The 15,619-nt window shown below is 65.8% G+C and carries 12 protein-coding genes; 7 read left to right on the top strand and 5 right to left on the bottom strand.

Annotated elements, in window-relative coordinates:
* Positions 1–20: 20 nt before the first annotated feature.
* The 3 genes from AC1PK7_RS14135 to AC1PK7_RS14125 are packed head-to-tail and all read left to right on the top strand — an operon-like array spanning position 21 to position 3,065.
* A complete protein-coding gene (locus AC1PK7_RS14135; protein WP_481098547.1) occupies positions 21–1,706 on the top strand; it encodes a GMC oxidoreductase in 1,686 nt (561 codons plus the stop codon).
* Positions 1,706–2,278, top strand: coding sequence for a gluconate 2-dehydrogenase subunit 3 family protein (locus AC1PK7_RS14130; RefSeq protein WP_481098546.1), 573 nt, complete (start codon positions 1,706–1,708; stop codon positions 2,276–2,278). The genes AC1PK7_RS14135 and AC1PK7_RS14130 overlap by 1 nt, the downstream gene beginning before the upstream one ends.
* Before the next feature lie 43 nt (positions 2,279–2,321).
* A complete protein-coding gene (locus tag AC1PK7_RS14125; protein ID WP_371184647.1) occupies positions 2,322–3,065 on the top strand; it encodes a 3-keto-disaccharide hydrolase in 744 nt (247 codons plus the stop codon).
* A gap of 27 nt (positions 3,066–3,092) precedes the next feature.
* On the opposite strand, the gene AC1PK7_RS14120 is transcribed toward AC1PK7_RS14125, so the two are convergent.
* From AC1PK7_RS14120 to AC1PK7_RS14100, 5 genes are read right to left on the bottom strand one after another with little or no spacing between them, the layout of a single operon-like run.
* Positions 3,093–3,389, bottom strand: a complete 297-nt coding sequence (locus tag AC1PK7_RS14120) for a c-type cytochrome (protein WP_481098545.1) — start codon at positions 3,387–3,389, stop codon at positions 3,093–3,095.
* 18 nt (positions 3,390–3,407) lie between these two features.
* Positions 3,408–4,262 (bottom strand): sugar phosphate isomerase/epimerase family protein, encoded by an 855-nt coding sequence (locus AC1PK7_RS14115; protein WP_481098544.1) that lies wholly within the window; start codon positions 4,260–4,262, stop codon positions 3,408–3,410.
* Between the two features lie 19 nt (positions 4,263–4,281).
* The gene (locus tag AC1PK7_RS14110) at positions 4,282–5,406 is read right to left on the bottom strand and encodes a Gfo/Idh/MocA family protein (RefSeq protein ID WP_481098543.1); all 1,125 of its coding nucleotides are present in this window, start codon (positions 5,404–5,406) and stop codon (positions 4,282–4,284) included.
* 11 nt (positions 5,407–5,417) lie between these two features.
* Positions 5,418–6,635 (bottom strand): nucleoside permease, encoded by a 1,218-nt coding sequence (locus tag AC1PK7_RS14105; RefSeq protein WP_481098542.1) that lies wholly within the window; start codon positions 6,633–6,635, stop codon positions 5,418–5,420.
* Between the two features lie 27 nt (positions 6,636–6,662).
* On the bottom strand, positions 6,663–7,715 hold the full coding sequence (locus AC1PK7_RS14100) for a sugar phosphate isomerase/epimerase family protein (RefSeq protein WP_481098541.1): 1,053 nt from the start codon (positions 7,713–7,715) through the stop codon (positions 6,663–6,665).
* 99 nt (positions 7,716–7,814) lie between these two features.
* Between AC1PK7_RS14100 and AC1PK7_RS14095 the strand changes: the two genes are divergently transcribed.
* The 4 genes from AC1PK7_RS14095 (at position 7,815) to AC1PK7_RS14080 (ending at position 15,612) form a co-directional block, all read left to right on the top strand.
* Positions 7,815–8,822 (top strand): LacI family DNA-binding transcriptional regulator, encoded by a 1,008-nt coding sequence (locus AC1PK7_RS14095; RefSeq protein ID WP_481098540.1) that lies wholly within the window; start codon positions 7,815–7,817, stop codon positions 8,820–8,822.
* Between the two features lie 317 nt (positions 8,823–9,139).
* A complete protein-coding gene (locus AC1PK7_RS14090; RefSeq protein ID WP_420007378.1) occupies positions 9,140–10,888 on the top strand; it encodes a S9 family peptidase in 1,749 nt (582 codons plus the stop codon).
* 567 nt (positions 10,889–11,455) lie between these two features.
* The gene (locus tag AC1PK7_RS14085) at positions 11,456–13,909 is read left to right on the top strand and encodes a penicillin acylase family protein (protein ID WP_481098539.1); all 2,454 of its coding nucleotides are present in this window, start codon (positions 11,456–11,458) and stop codon (positions 13,907–13,909) included.
* Complete coding sequence (locus tag AC1PK7_RS14080) at positions 13,906–15,612, top strand: cyclic peptide export ABC transporter (protein WP_481098538.1); 1,707 nt, start codon at positions 13,906–13,908, stop codon at positions 15,610–15,612. Before AC1PK7_RS14085 ends, AC1PK7_RS14080 begins: the two co-directional genes overlap by 4 nt.
* The last annotated feature ends 7 nt before the right edge of the window (positions 15,613–15,619 follow it).

The following is a 15,619-nucleotide window of genomic DNA, read 5'->3' as shown; positions in this document are numbered from 1 at the left end:
ACCCAGGTGAAGTAGAACCCATGGCAGACAATCATTACGACGCCATCGTCGTTGGCTCGGGAATCAGTGGCGGTTGGGCGGCGAAGGAGCTGACCGAAAAAGGGCTCAAGGTCCTGATGCTGGAACGCGGACGCAACATCGAGCACGTCAAGGACTACGTCAACGCGATGAAGGAGGCGTGGGATTTCCCGCACCGCAACCGCCCGACCCAGGCGATGAAGGCCGCTTATCCGGTGCTGATGCGCGACTACGGCCTGGTCGAGAACCTGCAGGGAATGTGGGCCAACGAACAGGAATCGCCCTACACCGAGATCAAGCGGTTCGACTGGTTCCGCGGCTATCACGTGGGTGGCCGCTCGTTGATGTGGGGACGGCAGAGCTATCGCCTGTCGGATCTGGATTTCGAGGCGAACCTCAAGGACGGCATCGCCACCGATTGGCCGATCCGGTACGCCGACATCGCTCCGTGGTACGACCACGTGGAGAAGTTCGCCGGCATCGCCGGCACGCGCGAGGGACTGGACGTGTTGCCGGACGGCGAGTTCCTGCCGCCGATCCCGTTGAACATCGTCGAGAAGGACGTCGCCGCGCGGATCAAGAAGGCCTTTGGGGGCACCAGGCACCTGATCCACTCGCGCACCGCGAACATCACCCAGCCCAAGGTCGAGCAGGGCCGCGTCAACTGCCAGTATCGCAACAAGTGCATTCTGGGCTGTCCTTTCGGCGCTTACTTCTCGACCCAGGCGGCCACGCTGCCGGCGGCCATGAAGACGGGCAACCTGACCTTGCGGCCGTTCTCGATCGTCAAGGAGGTGCTCTACGACAAGGACCGCAAGCGCGCGCGTGGCGTGGAGATCATCGACGCCGAGAGCGGGCAGACCTACCAGTACACGGCCAAGGTCGTCTTCCTCAACGCGTCCTCGTTCAACTCGACCTGGCTGCTGATGAATTCCGCCACCGACGTGTGGGACGGCGGCCTGGGGTCGTCGTCCGGCGAGCTCGGGCACAACGTGATGGACCATCATTTCGGCGCCGGTGCCTCCGGCCGGGTCGAGGGCTACGAGGACAAGTACTACTTCGGCCGTCGTCCCTGCGGCTTCTACATTCCGCGGTTCCGCAACATCGCCGCGGACAAGCGCGGCTACCTGCGCGGCTTCGGCTACCAGGGTGGCGCCAGCCGCACCGGCTGGTCGCGCGAGATCGCGGAGTTGAACATCGGCGCCGACCTGAAGGAGGCGCTGACCCTGCCGGGCGACTGGCGCATCGGCATGACCGGCTTCGGCGAAATGCTGCCTCACCACGACAACGCGATCCGCCTGGATCCGCAGCGCAAGGACAAGTGGGGGCTGCCGGTGCTGGCGATGGACGTGGCCATGCGCGAGAACGAAAAGGCCATGCGCAAGGACATGGCTGCCGACGCCGCCGAGATGCTGGAGGCGGCCGGCGTCAAGGACGTGAAGATGCACGATTCCGACTACGCGCCTGGCAAGGGCATCCACGAGATGGGCACCGCGCGCATGGGCCGGGATCGCAAGAACTCCGTGCTGAACCAGTACAACCAGGTGTGGGACGCGCCGAACGTCTACGTGACCGACGGCGCCTGCATGACCTCCAGCGCCTGCGTGAATCCTTCGCTGACCTACATGGCGCTGACCGCACGGGCCGCCGATCATGCGGTGCGCGAACTGAAAGCGGGGAACCTGTGATGGAACGTCGCGAACTGCTGAAGATGATCTTCGCCGCTACGGGCGCGGCCATGGTCGGCCTGCCCGCGCTCGTGCATGGCCAGGCGCCGGCCGCGGGGGCGAAGGCGCTGTTCTCCGCCGCCGATATCGGCATCCTGGACGAGATCGCCGAGACCATCCTGCCGCGGACCAAGACGCCGGGGGCGAAGGACGCCGCTGCGGGCGCGTTCATGGCGAAATTCGTCACCGACTGCTACACCGCCCGGCAGCAGGCGGTCTTCCGCGCCGGCCTGGCCGACATCGACAAACGTGCCGGCGGTCGCTTCGTCTCGCTCTCGCCGCAGGCGCGCACCGAGTTGCTGCGCACCCTGGATGCGGAGGCCAGGACACATGCCGTCGACGTGACCGATACCGGTACCGCTGAATCATCGGACGCGATGCCGCATCCCTTCACGATGATCAAGCAGCTGACCATCTTCGGGTTCTTCACTTCCGAGATCGGTGCGACCGAGGTGCTGCGCTACGTTGCCGTGCCGGGCCGCTACGAGGACATCACCTATGTCCCCGGCACGCCTGCCTGGGCAACCAGTTGATGCACCGTCACGCTTCGCCATCCCTTCCTTGCCTGGAAACACGATGACCAGATCCCTGCTGATGGCGGCCTGCCTGCTGGCCACCGCGCCTGCGTTGGCGCAGGCCGACGCCGACCCCGCGCGCGATCCGACCAAGACCGAAGTGTGGAAGCCGGTGCCCGCGATGGTGGCCACGCCTGCGGGCCGCGCGCCTTCCGATGCGATCGTGCTGTTCGATGGCAAGGATCTGTCGGCCTGGGAGTCGGAGCAGGGCGGACGCGTGCCCTGGAGCGTCGCCGACGGCGCAATGACCGTGGTGCCGGGCAGCAAGGGCATCCGCACCAAGCAACGCTTCTGCGACATCCAGTTGCACGTGGAATGGCGCACGCCCACCGCAACGCGCGGATTCGACGGCCAGCAGCGCGGGAACAGCGGCATCTTCCTGCAGGAACGCTACGAGTTGCAGGTGCTCGACAGCTACGACAACCCCACCTATGCCAACGGCCAGGCCGGTGCCATCTACAAGCAGGCCATTCCGCTGGTGAACGCCTCGCGTGCGCCGGGCCAGTGGCAGGCGTACGACATCATCTGGAAGGCGCCGCGCTTCTCGCAGGGCGGCGGACTCACGTCGCCCGCCCGCATCACCGTCCTGCACAACGGCGTGCTGGTGCAGAACGACACCGTGCTGTCGGGCAAGACCGAGTACATCGGCGCGCCGTCGTATGCGCCGCATGCCTGCGCGCCGATCCTGCTGCAGGAGCACGACTCCAAGGTCAGCTACCGCAATATCTGGGTGCGCGAACTGTAGGGGCCGCGCCCGGTCGGCACGGGTCGCCTAATGCGCCAGGAAGCTGGCAAGGTCGTCCACTTCCTGCTGCGACAGTTGCGAGAACGGCGGCATCAATCCGCCGCCGTTGCGGATCTTCTCCTTGATCTGCGCGGGCTGCAGTCGCTTGCCCACGTCGGTCAGCGCGGGGAAGGTGGGCGGGACGCCGGCGCGATTCGCGCCGTGGCAGGCCGTGCAGTGGTTCGCGTAGAGCTGCGCGCCGGCCGTCGGGTCGCCCTTGGCCCAGGCCGTGCTCGCCAGCGTCGCCCCCAGCAGCACCACGGCCGTCGTCAGGATCGTGTTCAAGCGGGATTCCTCTGCTGACTAACGCGGCGTGGCGGCGGGCAGGTGTTCGCGCAGGTACTCCGCCCCGGTCTTGACGACGGTGGCCGGGTCGCGCGGCTGGTCGTGCTCGATGATGTACCACTGCACGCCGCTCCCCGCCGCGGCGGGCAGGATCGCGCTCCAGTTCAGCACGCCCTTGCCGACCGCGGCGAAGCCGCCTTCGTCTGCGGCCTGGCCTTTCGGTGCGTTGTCCTTGGCGTGGACCGCGAACATGCGGCCCTTGAACTTGCCCAGCATCGCCGCTGGGTCGTAGCCCGCACGCGCGACCCAGGCCAGGTCCAGCTCGCTCTGGAGGTCGGGGCCGGCCGCGGCGAATAGCAGTTCCAGGCCGGTCTTGCCATTGAAGTCGACCAGTTCGAAATCGTGGTTGTGATACGCCAGGCGCATGCCCTTGGCGCGCACCTGTTTCGCGAGCTGGCCCAGTTCCTTGCCCAGTGCGGTCCAGCCTGCGGCATCGGTGGGGCGCTCCTTCTGGTCCAGGTAAGGCACCACCAGCGTCGTGTTGCCGATCGAGCGGTTGAAGGCCACCGCGCCGTCCAGGTCCTTGCGCAGGTCGGCCAGCTGGACGTGCGAGGAGATCGCCTTGATCGCATACTTGTCCAGCAACTGCTTGAGTTCCACCGCGCTCACGTTCTGCGTGCCGACCGTTTCCACCGCGCCCACACCCGCGTCGTGGACGATCTTCAACTGCTGGTCGAGCGAGCCGGCGTTGCGCAGCGTGTACATCTGCACCGCGATGGGGGCCTGCGGACCGGCGACGTCGTGTGCGAAGGCGGGCAGGGCCACGAGGAGCAGCAGTGCGAGGGTTGCGGTTCTGCGTGTCGGTGTGTTCATCAGGAAGTCCTCCCGGGAGTCAGTCGATGGATGTCCAGCCGCGTGTCCTGGCCGATGCGATGACGCGATCGACGATCAGCGCCGAGCGCAGCCCGTCCTCGAAGGTGGGCAGGCCGTCCGGCCGCTCGCCCGCGATGGCGCGGTAGGTGTCGGCGACGAACGCCTCGAAGCAATCGCCGTAGCCCTGCGCGTGCCCGGCCGGCAGTGTCGCCAGCCGGCGTTGTTCGGTACTGCCGGCACCCGGCCCGCGCACGAAGATCTCCTCGCGCTGGTCCGGCCGGCCGATCCAAAGACGCTCTGCGTCCTCCTGGTCGAACGCCACGCTGGCTTGGGCGCCATCGATCTCGAACCAGAGGCGATTGCGGCGCCCCGCCGAGACCTGGCTGACCGTCAACGAGGCCAGCGTGCCTGCGCCGGTTCTGAGCATCGCCATGGCCACGTCTTCGCTCGCGACCGCCTGCATCGCGCCGCCCGCGGCCGGCGTGGTGAAGCTCTGCCCGGTGTTGGTGCCGCGCTCGGCGATCACCGTCGCGAATGCCGCACTGACCTCGGCGAAGCGCTCGCCGCTCACCCATTCCACCAGGTCGCACCAGTGCGAGCCGATGTCGGCGAACACGCGCGAGGTGCCGCCCAGGGAGGGGTCCACGCGCCAGTTGTTGCTGGCCGGGTCCAGCAGCCAGTCCTGCAGGTAGCTGCCGTGGATCAGGCGCAGCGGCCCCAGTTCGCCCTGGGCGATGCGGGCGCGTGCCTCGCGGACCACCGGGTGGTAGCGGTAGACGAAGGGTACCGTGGCGACCAGCCCGGTCGAGCGGGCCAAGGCTGCCAGCGCCCGGGCATCCTCCAGCGTGGTGGCCAGCGGCTTCTCGCAGATCACGTGCTTGCCGGCGTCCAGCGCCGCCTGCGCCATGGCGCGATGCAGATGGTTGGGTGTGCAGACGTGCACGACCTGCACCTGCGGGTCGGCGACCACCTCCTCGATATCGCGATAGGCATGCGGGACATCCCACGATTGCGCCACCTCGCGTGCGCGCTGCGGGGACGAGGCGGCGACGCCGCGGACCGAGCCGCCGGCCAGCAGTGCCGCGCGGCGGTGCACGGCGCCGATCATCCCGGTGCCGACGATGGCGATTCCAAGCTTGGGCATCGGTGGGATCCTCAAGACGCGGAGGGCGCGGCCGCGACGGCAGGCCGGTCGCGGAACAGCAGCAGGAAGGCGACCAGCACCACCAGCGCCACGCCGGCCGGGAACAGCCAGATCTGCCGCCAGTCCGGGCCCGCCGCGGTGGTGTAGTGCTCCACCACGGCGCCGGACAGGAAGGTGCCGATCAGCATGCCCACGCCGTACGTGGCCAGGGTGATGAAGCCCTGTGCGCTGCTGCGCGCGGCGGGGCCGGCATGCGCATCGGTGTAGATCTGGCCGGTGACGAAAAAGAAGTCGTAGCAGATGCCGTGCAGCACGATGCCGATCACCAGCAGCGAGAAGCCGCCGCCCGCATCGCCGAAAGCGAACATCGCATAGCGCAGCACCCACGCCGCCATGCCCACCGCCAGCATCGTCTTGACCCCCAGCCGCACGAACAGGAACGGCATGGCCAGCATCAGCAGCACTTCGGAGACCTGGCCCAGCGACTGCAGGCCGGCCGCGCCGCGCACGCCCAGATCGTTGAGGTAGGGATTGGTGAAGTTGTAGTAGAACGCCAGCGGGATGCAGATGGCGATGGAGGCCAGGAAGAACACCAGATAGGAGCGCGACTTGAGCAGCCGCAGCGAATCCAGCCCCAGGATCTGCCCCAGCCCGGCGTCGCGCTGTCTCGCCAGCGGCGGCGTGTGCGGCAGGGTGAAGGCATACAGGCCCAGCGCCAGCGAGGCCATCGCCGCCATCCGGAAGGTCAGCTCGAGCCGATGCGCCTGCTCCCAGCCCAGCCAGCCGATCAGCACGCCGGCCACGATCCAGCCGACGCTGCCGGCGACCCGCACCGGCGGAAACTGCTTCTCAGGCGACTGCATGTGCCGCATCGCCACGCTGTTGGCCAGTGCCAGCGTCGGCATGAACAGCAGCATGTAGCCCATGACGCAGGCGAAGAACACGCTGAAGTCGGTCGCCGTGGATGCCAGCCACATGAGCACCGCACCGGCGAGATGCAGCACCCCCAGGATGCGCTGCGCCGCGAAGTAGCGATCGGCGATCAGGCCGACCAGGAACGGCGCGACGATGGCGCCGATGGACTGGCTGAGGAACGCCGTCGCCACCTGGCTCGCGCTGGCGTGCAGCGGCCCCTGCACCAGGTACGTCCCCAGGGTCACGAACCAGGCGCCCCAGATGAAGAACTGCAGAAACATCATCGCGCCCAAGCGCGACATGGTGTGCGTCATGGCGTCCCCTCCCAGGGCGGCAATGGCTCAGGTCCCCAACATGCGGCGCAGCGCTGCCGGATCGGCGCCGCTGCCGGCGAAGTCGTCGAAGGCGCGTTCGGTCACGCGGATGATGTGGTCGCGAATGAACGCGGCGCCCTCCCGCGCCCCGTCTTCAGGATGCTTCAGGCAGCACTCCCACTCCAGCACGGCCCAGCCCGGGAAATCGTATTGCGCGAACTTGGAGAAGATCGCCTTGAAATCGACCTGGCCATCGCCGAGCGAGCGGAACCGCCCCGGACGATCGATCCAGTCCTGGTAACCGCCGTAGACGCCGCTGCGCGCGCTGGCCCGGTACTCCGCGTCCTTGACGTGGAAGATGCCGATGCGCGCGTGGTAGCGATCGATGAAACCCAGGTAGTCCATCTGCTGCAGCAGCAGGTGGCTGGGGTCGTACAGGATCTTGGCGCGTGGGTGGTGGTCGACCACGTCGAGGAAGCGCTCGAAGGTGGCGCCGTCGTGCAGGTCCTCGCCCGGGTGGATCTCGAAGCATAGGTCCACGCCGCAGGCGTCGAAGGCATCCAGGATGGGGCGCCAGCGCCGGCCGAGTTCGACGAAGGCTTCTTCCACCAGCCCGGGCGGGCGTTGCGGCCAGGGATAGAAATAAGGCCAGGCCAGCGCGCCGGAAAACGTGGCATGCGCCGTCAGCCCCAGGCGCTGGCTGGCCTTGGCGGCCAGCTGCAGTTGCTCCACGGCCCAGGCCTGGCGGGCGGCGGGGTTGCCGCGCTTGTCCGGCGGTGCGAATCCGTCGAACAGGCCGTCGTAGGCGGGGTGCACCGCGACCAGTTGTCCCTGCAGGTGGGTGGACAGCTCGGTGATCTGCAGGCCGTGCCCGGCCAGCATGCCGGCGAGGTCGTCGCAGTACGCCTGGCTGTGCGCGGCCTGGGCCAGATCGAACAGGTGGGGCGCGCTGGTCGGGACTTGTAGGCCAGAATAGCCCAGGCCCGCGGCCCATTCGGCCAGCGTGTCCAGGCGATTGAAGGGAGGTGTGTCGGCGATGAACTGTGCCAGGAACAGCGCCGGACCCTTGAGCGTCTTCAACGTGATTCGCCCTCGTGCAATCGATTGAATGATCCTAGCATGGGCCCCCCGCAAGACCCGTTGTGCACTGCACAGCAGAAAGAAGAAGAGCTCGGATTCATGGCCACAACCATCTACGACATCGCAAAGCACGTCGGCGTCACTGCGGGCACGGTGTCGCGGGCGCTGTCCCGGCCGGAAAAGGTCCTGCCCGCCACGCGCGCGCGCATCGAGCAGGCCGCCGCCGCGCTGGGCTATGTGCCCAACACGGTGGCCAGGACCCTCAAGACCCAGCGCAGCGGCAAGCTCCTGGTCACCGTCCCGGATATCGCCAATCCCTTCTTTGCGCAGATCCTGCAGGGCGCGGAGGACGCCGCGCAGGCGGTCGGCTACGCCGTGCTGCTGGGCGATACCCAGCACCAGCCCGATCGCGAGGAGCGCTACGCGCAGATGCTTCGGCGCAACGAGGCCGACGGCCTGATCGTGCTCGGCCACCGCCTGCCGCCCACGGCGCGTGCCATCGTCAAGCAGCAGGGCGCCGCCGCGCCGGTGGTCAACGGCTGCGAGTTCGACCCGGCGCTGGGCATTCCCAGCGTGCACATCGACAACGCGGCCGCCGCGGGCGCCGTGATGGACCACCTGTATGGGCTGGGGCACGCTCGGATCGCCGTCGTGGGCGGTCCGCCCGACAATCCCCTGCATCAGCAGCGACTGGAAGGGGTCCGGGCCTGCGCCAAGGCGCGCCGCGGCCTGCGCAGCCTGACCGTCGTGCCGGGCGATTTCTCCGTCGAATCCGGCCATGCGGCTGCGCTGGCGCTGCTGGGCCGTGCGTCTGCACCGACCGCGATCTTCTGCTTCAGCGACCAGATGGCGCTGGGGGCTCTGGCGGCCTGCCGGGACCGGGGCATCCGCGTGCCGGACGACCTGTCCATCGTCGGCTTCGACGACCTGGCGTCATCCAGTTACCTCACCCCCCCATTGACGACGATCAGGCAGCCGATGCGCGAGATCGGGGTTCGCGCGGTCAACCTGCTGCTCGCCATCATCGAGCGGGGGGACGTGCCGCTGCAGCAGACGCTGGATTTCAGCTTGATGGTGCGCGGGTCGACCGGCGCGCCGAGGGGGTAGGTCGCCAGGGGCCATGCCAGCTTTCGGTACGCCATCGGACAAGCGTCTGGATTAGACTTCACGCGGACGTCACGCCAACAGGAACAGGGGAACAGGGAATGAAGAGGGGACTGCGCGCAGTCGCGTTGTTGTGTCTGCTGGGAGCGGGGAATGCATGGGCGCAGGTGGATCTGGCGCCGTATCTGGTCAAGGAGCAGGTCGAGACACTGAAGCTGTCGCCGACCGGCGAGTATTACGCGGCGACGGTGCCGCTGGAGGATCGGACCGCGCTGGCGATCATGCGGCGCTCCGACAACAAGATCGTCGGCAGCTTCTCGATGGAGAAGAACACGCACGTCTCCGATTTCGTGTGGGTCAACGACACGCGTGTGCTGTTCAACATGGTCCAGAAGATCGGGCAGCGGGACCAGCCCTGGGGGACCGGAGAACTGTTCGCGATCAACGCCGACGGCGGTGCGGCGGAGTTGCTGGTGGGCCAGCGCGTGACCGGCAACGGGCCGGGCACGCTGATCCAGACCAAGAAGGTGGAAGATGTCATTGCCGACATGGTTGGGCCGCTGCCCGGCGATGATCGTAATGTCATCATTCGTGTGCGCCCCTTCAGTGTGAGCAAGGATCCTTACAGCCGCACCGAGGTCATGGATGTGTACAGCGGCCGCAGACGCGCATTGGTCGGTTCGCCGAGCGTCCGCAGGGCGAAATTCTTTTCCGATAGCCAAGGCAAAGTGCGTTTTGCCTGGGGCGCCGATGCGGACAACGCCAGTAAACTGTTCTACCGCGATGCGAAGGGTAGCGACTGGAAGCTGATCAATGACGAAAGCGTCAGTCATCACGTAGAGACGCCGATCGGATTTTCCGAGGATGGGCGTGTCGCCTTCCTTCAAGTCGAGCAGTCTAAAGGTAGCGATGCGATCGAGTCCTGGAATGTGGACACTGGCGAGCGGAAGGTAGTGGCGCGCGATGCCCTAGCCGATCCTTTCGCGATCATGTATCGCCATGGCACCCGCGTCCCCGTCGGGATCGAGGTACTTGGCGACACGCCACGCAGCGTGTTCTTCGATACGAATTCGCCCGAAGCCAAGACCCAGCGTTCGCTGGAAGCGGCCTTCCCGGGACAGGCGGTCTACGTCACCTCGAGCACCCGCGACGGCCGGCTCAACCTGGTCAACGTGCAGTCCGGTCGCAATCCGGGAGAGTTCTACCTGTTCGATACCGTCGCCAAGAAGGCCGACTTCGTGTTCGCGCGCCGTGCCGCATTGCAGGTGTCGAAGCTGGCGGAGGTGCGGCCGATTGCGTTGCAGGCGCGAGATGGCCTGCCGCTGCATGGGTTTGTGACGCTGCCAGCGGCGGCCAAGTCCGGCAAGGTGCCGATGGTGCTGATGCCGCATGGTGGTCCGTTCGGCGAGTCCGACAAGGGCATGTTCGACGAAGATGCGCAGATTTTAGCCAGTGCAGGTTACGCGGTGTTGCAGGTCAACTACCGTGGCTCCAGCAACTACGGGCGGGCGTTCCAGCTGGCGGGCGCCGATCAGTGGGGTGGCAAGATGCAGGACGACCTCACCGACGCCACGCGCTGGGCGATCGATCAAGGCATCGCCGACCCGCAGCGCATCTGCATGTACGGTGCCAGCTATGGCGCCTATGCGTCGTTGATGGGCGTGGCCAAGGAGCCGACGCTTTACCGCTGCGCGGCAGGCTATGTCGGTGTCTACGACCTGCCGATGATATATGTCAGGGGTGATGCCCAGCTGCGCGATTCCAGCCAGAACTTTCTGCGTGACTGGATGGGCACGGGCAACGAATTGGCGGCGATTTCACCTGTGAATCTCGCCGACAAGATCAAGGTGCCTGTATTCCTGGCTGCCGGTGGCGAGGATCAGACTGCGCCCATCCAGCACTCCAAGAAGATGGAAGCCGCCCTGAAGAAGGCCGGGGTACCGGTGGAGACGCTGTATGTCCCGACCGAGGGGCACGGTTTCTATACCGAAGAACACCGCCGCGAGTTCTACACCCGGCTGCTGGCGTTCCTGAGCAAGTCGCTGGGCGGTGCGCAGGCCAAGCCGTAGCACCGTGACCATTGCCGCGGCGCCGCCCGAACGCCGGGCGGTTGCTGCGGTGCATTCCCAAGAGTGCATTTCACAGTCGTCCCTGCATTGCCCGGGACGACGATTCACCGCACCCGTTCGGCGACACCGTTGCGTTCTCAGCAGTCTGTGCGTCTTTGTCGTTGCAGAAGTCGACGGTCGTGCCGCCTACATCGCGTGTTGTCACAACGATGCCACGTGAACGTCGCGTCGTTTTGTCTACAGATCCCGGCTTTTCTTGCCTCATTGAATCTGCCACCATCGGTTGAGCAGGTTCATGCTTGGTTAAGTGCTTGGCATCCGCGCCAGGAAAGATTCTGCAAGACGATGTTTGAAGCGACACCGGCCAGCCATGGGGGGCGGGCGCCGGGGATGTAGCTGGGGAAAACCGGATAACGCATTTCGGGACTGATAGAGCTGCTGGCGGCTCGGCATTCGCGCGGCTTCGTGTTGCCGCCATCCGTCGCTGGCGAGAGTGTCCATCCCGAGGTCGCCACCCGTGTCCTCCTGCGGCGAATGTAGATGGCTCGTGCAGGGAAGCGTGCAACGATGTTCAAACGGTTTCCGTTGTCTTCGCGGTTCTTGGTGTTTCTGCTTCTGCCGCTGGCTGTCGCGGGATGGTGGGGAGTGCGGCAGGTCCGAAGCAGCCTGCCCACGCTGCAGGGACGCGTCGATGTCGTGGATCTGCGAGCGCCGGCGGACGTGCGACGCGACAAGGATGGCGTTCCGATCATCGTGGCGCGCACGGATCACGACGCATTCTTCGCGCTCGGCTATGCCCACGCACAAGACCGCATGTGGCAACTGGAGCTGCAGCGCCGCATCGCGTATGGCCGTTTGAGTGAGGTCTTCGGCAAGCAAAGCGTGGAACAGGACATCTGGTTCCGTACCCTGGGCCTGGAACGTTCCGCACACGACGCCTGGAATGCCCTGAGTCCGGAGGCGCAGGATTCGCTGCAAGCGTATGCCGATGGCATCAATGCATGGCTGCAGCGCGATCCGTCGCTGCCGCCGGAATTTGCCTTGTTGCAGATCAAGCCGCAACCGTGGACGGTCTACGACTCGTTGTCCTGGATCAAGGTCTTTGCGCTCAACCTCGGCGGCAACTATCGCCAGGAAATCGAGCGGATGCTGGCGCGGCAGATCCTGGAGCCGCACAAGTATGCGGCCTTGTATCCCGCCGGCACGGCAGCAGGCGAAGATCTCGGCAAGGTCGCGGCGCCGGCACCCCTATTGCACTTTCTCAGGTTCCAGGACGATCTGCAGCGCCGATTGGGCCTGGGTGGGCGATATGTCGGCAGCAATGCGTGGGTCGTGTCCGGGCGTCTGACCGCCGACGGCAATCCAATGCTGGCCAATGACCCGCATCTGGGCCTGCAGATGCCATCGCTTTGGTACATGGCGCAGATCAAGGGCGACAGGATCGATGCGCGCGGCGCGACCCTGGTCGGGCTGCCGCTGGTGATCTTCGGGCGTAACCAGCACATCGCCTGGGGTGGCACCAACTTCATGGCGGATGCGCAGGATCTGTATCTGGAACAGGTGGATCCCGACGACACGGGGCGCTACCTCACCGAGCACGGCTGGGAGCGATTCGACACCTCGGTGGAATCGATCCAGGTGCGCCAGGATTTTCCGGCGTTCCTGCGATCGCCGTTGCGTCCGCTGCGCATTCATGTGCGTCGCACGCGGCATGGGCCGGTCGTGAGCGACCTGTTCAAGGTATTCGACCAGCCGGTGGCCTTGCGCTGGACTGCCTTGGACAAGGACGACACGTCCTACGAAAGCTTCTACAAGCTCAACTATGCGCACGATTGGGCATCGTTTCGCGACGCGGCGGGCGCGCTCGTCGCGCCGGCGCTGAACCTGCTCTACATCGACCGCGATGGAAACATCGGGCACGTCGCGGCGGGACGTGTCCCGGTGCGGCGCAGTGGTCGCGGCGATCTGCCGGCGCCTGGATGGAACACCACCCGGGAGTGGATCGGCTATCTGTCGCCCGAGCAATTGCCAAGCCGCTACAACCCGACCGACGGCTATCTGGTGTCGGCCAACGAGAGGTTCTTCGGCGACGATTATCCCTATTACATCGGCGATGACTGGGCGCAGCCGGATCGCGCTCGGCGGATCGAGCAGCGGCTCAAGGCATTGATCGCGCACGGGACGCCGGTCACCGCCGAGGCGATGGGCAGCATCCAGAACGACACCGTCAGCGAGCCCGCGCGGCGCCTGCTCGCGCGGCTGCTGCGTCACCAGCCCAGCAATCAGCAGCAACGCGACGCCTTCGTCTTTCTGCGCGGCTGGAACGGCGACATGGCGCGATCGAGCCAGGCCGCCTCGATCTTCAATGCCTGGGTGCGCACGCTCCGCCGCGAACTGATGGCAGACGAACTGCGGACGGACTTCAACCAGGAGACCGAGGGGCGCTACGTCAAGAGCATCGCCGACAACCTGGACCTGGACGCGCTCGGTCGGCTGCTGGTGGACGGTCCGCACAGCTGGTGCGGAGATACCGACATGCCGGCCCAGCGTTGCGACGACGTGATCGATGCATCGCTCAACGACGCACTGTGGGATCTACGCAAGATGGCGGGCGATACCGACATGCATGGGTGGAAGTGGGGCGATCTGCACGCCACGGTGTACCGGCATACTCCGTTCAGCGGCATCAACGTGGTCCGCAGCGTGTTCGAGCGCAGGATCGGCAACGGCGGTTCGCCCGACACGGTCAATGTCGCGTCCTACAGCTACGACAAGTCCGGACGGTTCATCCAGGACTTCGGGCCTGGCTTCCGCCAGGTGATCGGCATGGGCAAGGCGCCGGATGTCCACTTGTACATGAATTCCACCGGTCAGTCGGGGAATGTGGCCAGCACGCACTACGACGACATGGTCGAACGCTTCCGTGACGGGCAGCTGTCGCGCTGGCCGCAGTCCGGACAGATGACCACCCAGTTGCAGCTGGTTCCGGCAAACGCTACGGCGGGAGTGGTGTCGCGATGAATCTGCTCGGCGCATTCGCACGGCGTGCACCGAACAGGGTATTCCTGTCGATCGTGCTTGGCGCCATCGCCGGGATCTGCTATTCGCTGATCATTCCGCTGGTGCTGGATGCGATCGATCCGGCCAAGGAGAAACTGGCGAAGGTCAATCCCGACATCGGCGTCCTGTTTTCCTGGCAGATCTCCAACTACCGGCACGCGCTGGCCTTCGTCGCGCTGTGCGCGGTCATCCTGGTGGCGCGGACAGGCTCGCAGGTGATCCTGACCCGGATCTCGATGGATGTGACCACGGATCTGCGCACCCGGATGTACCGGCGCATCGCCAATGCGCCCATCGCCGCTCTCGAACGCATCGGCATGCCGAGGCTCATCGCCTCGATCACCTCCGATGTTCCCGTGATCATCGCCGGCGCCAGGCTGTTGCCGGAAGTCCTGACCAATGTCGTGACCTTGGTCGGGATGCTGGGGTTCCTGCTCTATCTCAATTCCAGCGTGTTCTGGTTCGTGCTGGGTTGCATCTTTTTCGGCATGCTCACCTATCAGCTGCCGATGGTGATCGGTCGGCGCTACCTGGTCCGTGCCCGGCGTCACCTGGATGGCCTGCACGAATCGATTCGTGGCCTGGTGCATGGCGCCAAGGAGCTCAAGCTGCACCGCGACAAGCGCGAGGATTACTTCGCGCATGTCCTGGCCGCCAACGAAACGCTCGTGCGCGAGACCGCAAAGACCGGGCATTCGATCATGAGCGTCGCCATCAACTACGGCGGCCTCATCGTGTTCTTCGTGATCGGCTCGGTCAGTTTCGTCTTCGTCAACCATCATGCGATCACCAGTCAGGAACTGAGTGGCGTGATCATGGCCCTTCTCTACGTCGCCGGGCCGATCGGTGCGCTCCTGAACTTCGTGCCGCAGTTCACCACGGCGAAGATCGCACTGAAGAAGTTCAACGACCTGTTCGAACGCATTCCTGAAGAGCAGGTCGACCACACCGCGCCGGTGAAGCGCGACTGGTCGACGCTGCGTTTCGACCGGGTGGTGTACCGCTATCCCGACCGGGCCGACGAGCGCGGCTTCCATGTCGGGCCACTCAGCTTCGAGCTCAGGCGCGGGGAGATCACCTTCATCGTGGGCGGCAATGGATCCGGGAAATCCACGCTCAGCAAGCTGGCGACGCTGCATTACCTGCCGGCAGAAGGGCAGATCAGCTTCGATGCCGAGCCCGTCGATGCCGCCAACATTTCCGGTTACCGCCGGGGGATCGCCGCGATCTATTCCGACTATTACCTGTTCGATCGTCCGCTTGGCGTCGATCCGCAGGTCGTGGCGCCGATGGTCGAGGACTATCTGCGCGAGTTCGCCCTGGACCGCAAGGTGTCGTTCGCGCAGGGGCGCTTTTCGACCCTGGCCCTGTCCGATGGACAGAAGCGCCGACTCGCCTTGGTGGTGGCGATGCTGGAGGACGCGGAAATGTACGTGTTCGACGAATGGGCGGCGGACCAGGATCCGGAATTCAAGGAGGTCTTCTACAAACGGATCCTTCCCGAGCTGAAGGCGCGGGGCAAGACGGTGCTGGCCATTTCCCACGACGATCGCTATTTCGGCCAGGCCGATCGGCTGATCGTGATGCGCGATGGCCTGGTCGTGACCGAGGCGCATGCCGCGCCGCTGGACGAACGGGCGCTTCCCGAAGCGCTGGCGCAATAGGGTACGG

The organism is Xanthomonas sp. NCPPB 3174 (assembly GCF_056725205.1).
The sequence above is the reverse complement of the archived record's forward strand: the minus strand, read 5'-3'. Positions and strand labels throughout refer to the sequence as shown.

Excerpts from the sequence above, each read along its gene's own strand:
- AC1PK7_RS14135 (WP_481098547.1), top strand. The coding sequence starts at position 21 with ATGGCAGACAATCATTACGACGCCATCGTCGTTGGCTCGGGAATCAGT.
- AC1PK7_RS14130 (WP_481098546.1), top strand. The coding sequence starts at position 1,706 with ATGGAACGTCGCGAACTGCTGAAGATGATCTTCGCCGCTACGGGCGCG.
- AC1PK7_RS14095 (WP_481098540.1), top strand. The coding sequence starts at position 7,815 with ATGGCCACAACCATCTACGACATCGCAAAGCACGTCGGCGTCACTGCG.
- AC1PK7_RS14115 (WP_481098544.1), bottom strand. The coding sequence starts at position 4,262 with ATGAACACACCGACACGCAGAACCGCAACCCTCGCACTGCTGCTCCTC.
- AC1PK7_RS14090 (WP_420007378.1), top strand. The coding sequence starts at position 9,140 with ATGGAGAAGAACACGCACGTCTCCGATTTCGTGTGGGTCAACGACACG.
- AC1PK7_RS14080 (WP_481098538.1), top strand. The coding sequence starts at position 13,906 with ATGAATCTGCTCGGCGCATTCGCACGGCGTGCACCGAACAGGGTATTC.
- AC1PK7_RS14110 (WP_481098543.1), bottom strand. The coding sequence starts at position 5,406 with ATGCCCAAGCTTGGAATCGCCATCGTCGGCACCGGGATGATCGGCGCC.
- AC1PK7_RS14125 (WP_371184647.1), top strand. The coding sequence starts at position 2,322 with ATGACCAGATCCCTGCTGATGGCGGCCTGCCTGCTGGCCACCGCGCCT.
- AC1PK7_RS14105 (WP_481098542.1), bottom strand. The coding sequence starts at position 6,635 with ATGACGCACACCATGTCGCGCTTGGGCGCGATGATGTTTCTGCAGTTC.
- AC1PK7_RS14085 (WP_481098539.1), top strand. The coding sequence starts at position 11,456 with ATGTTCAAACGGTTTCCGTTGTCTTCGCGGTTCTTGGTGTTTCTGCTT.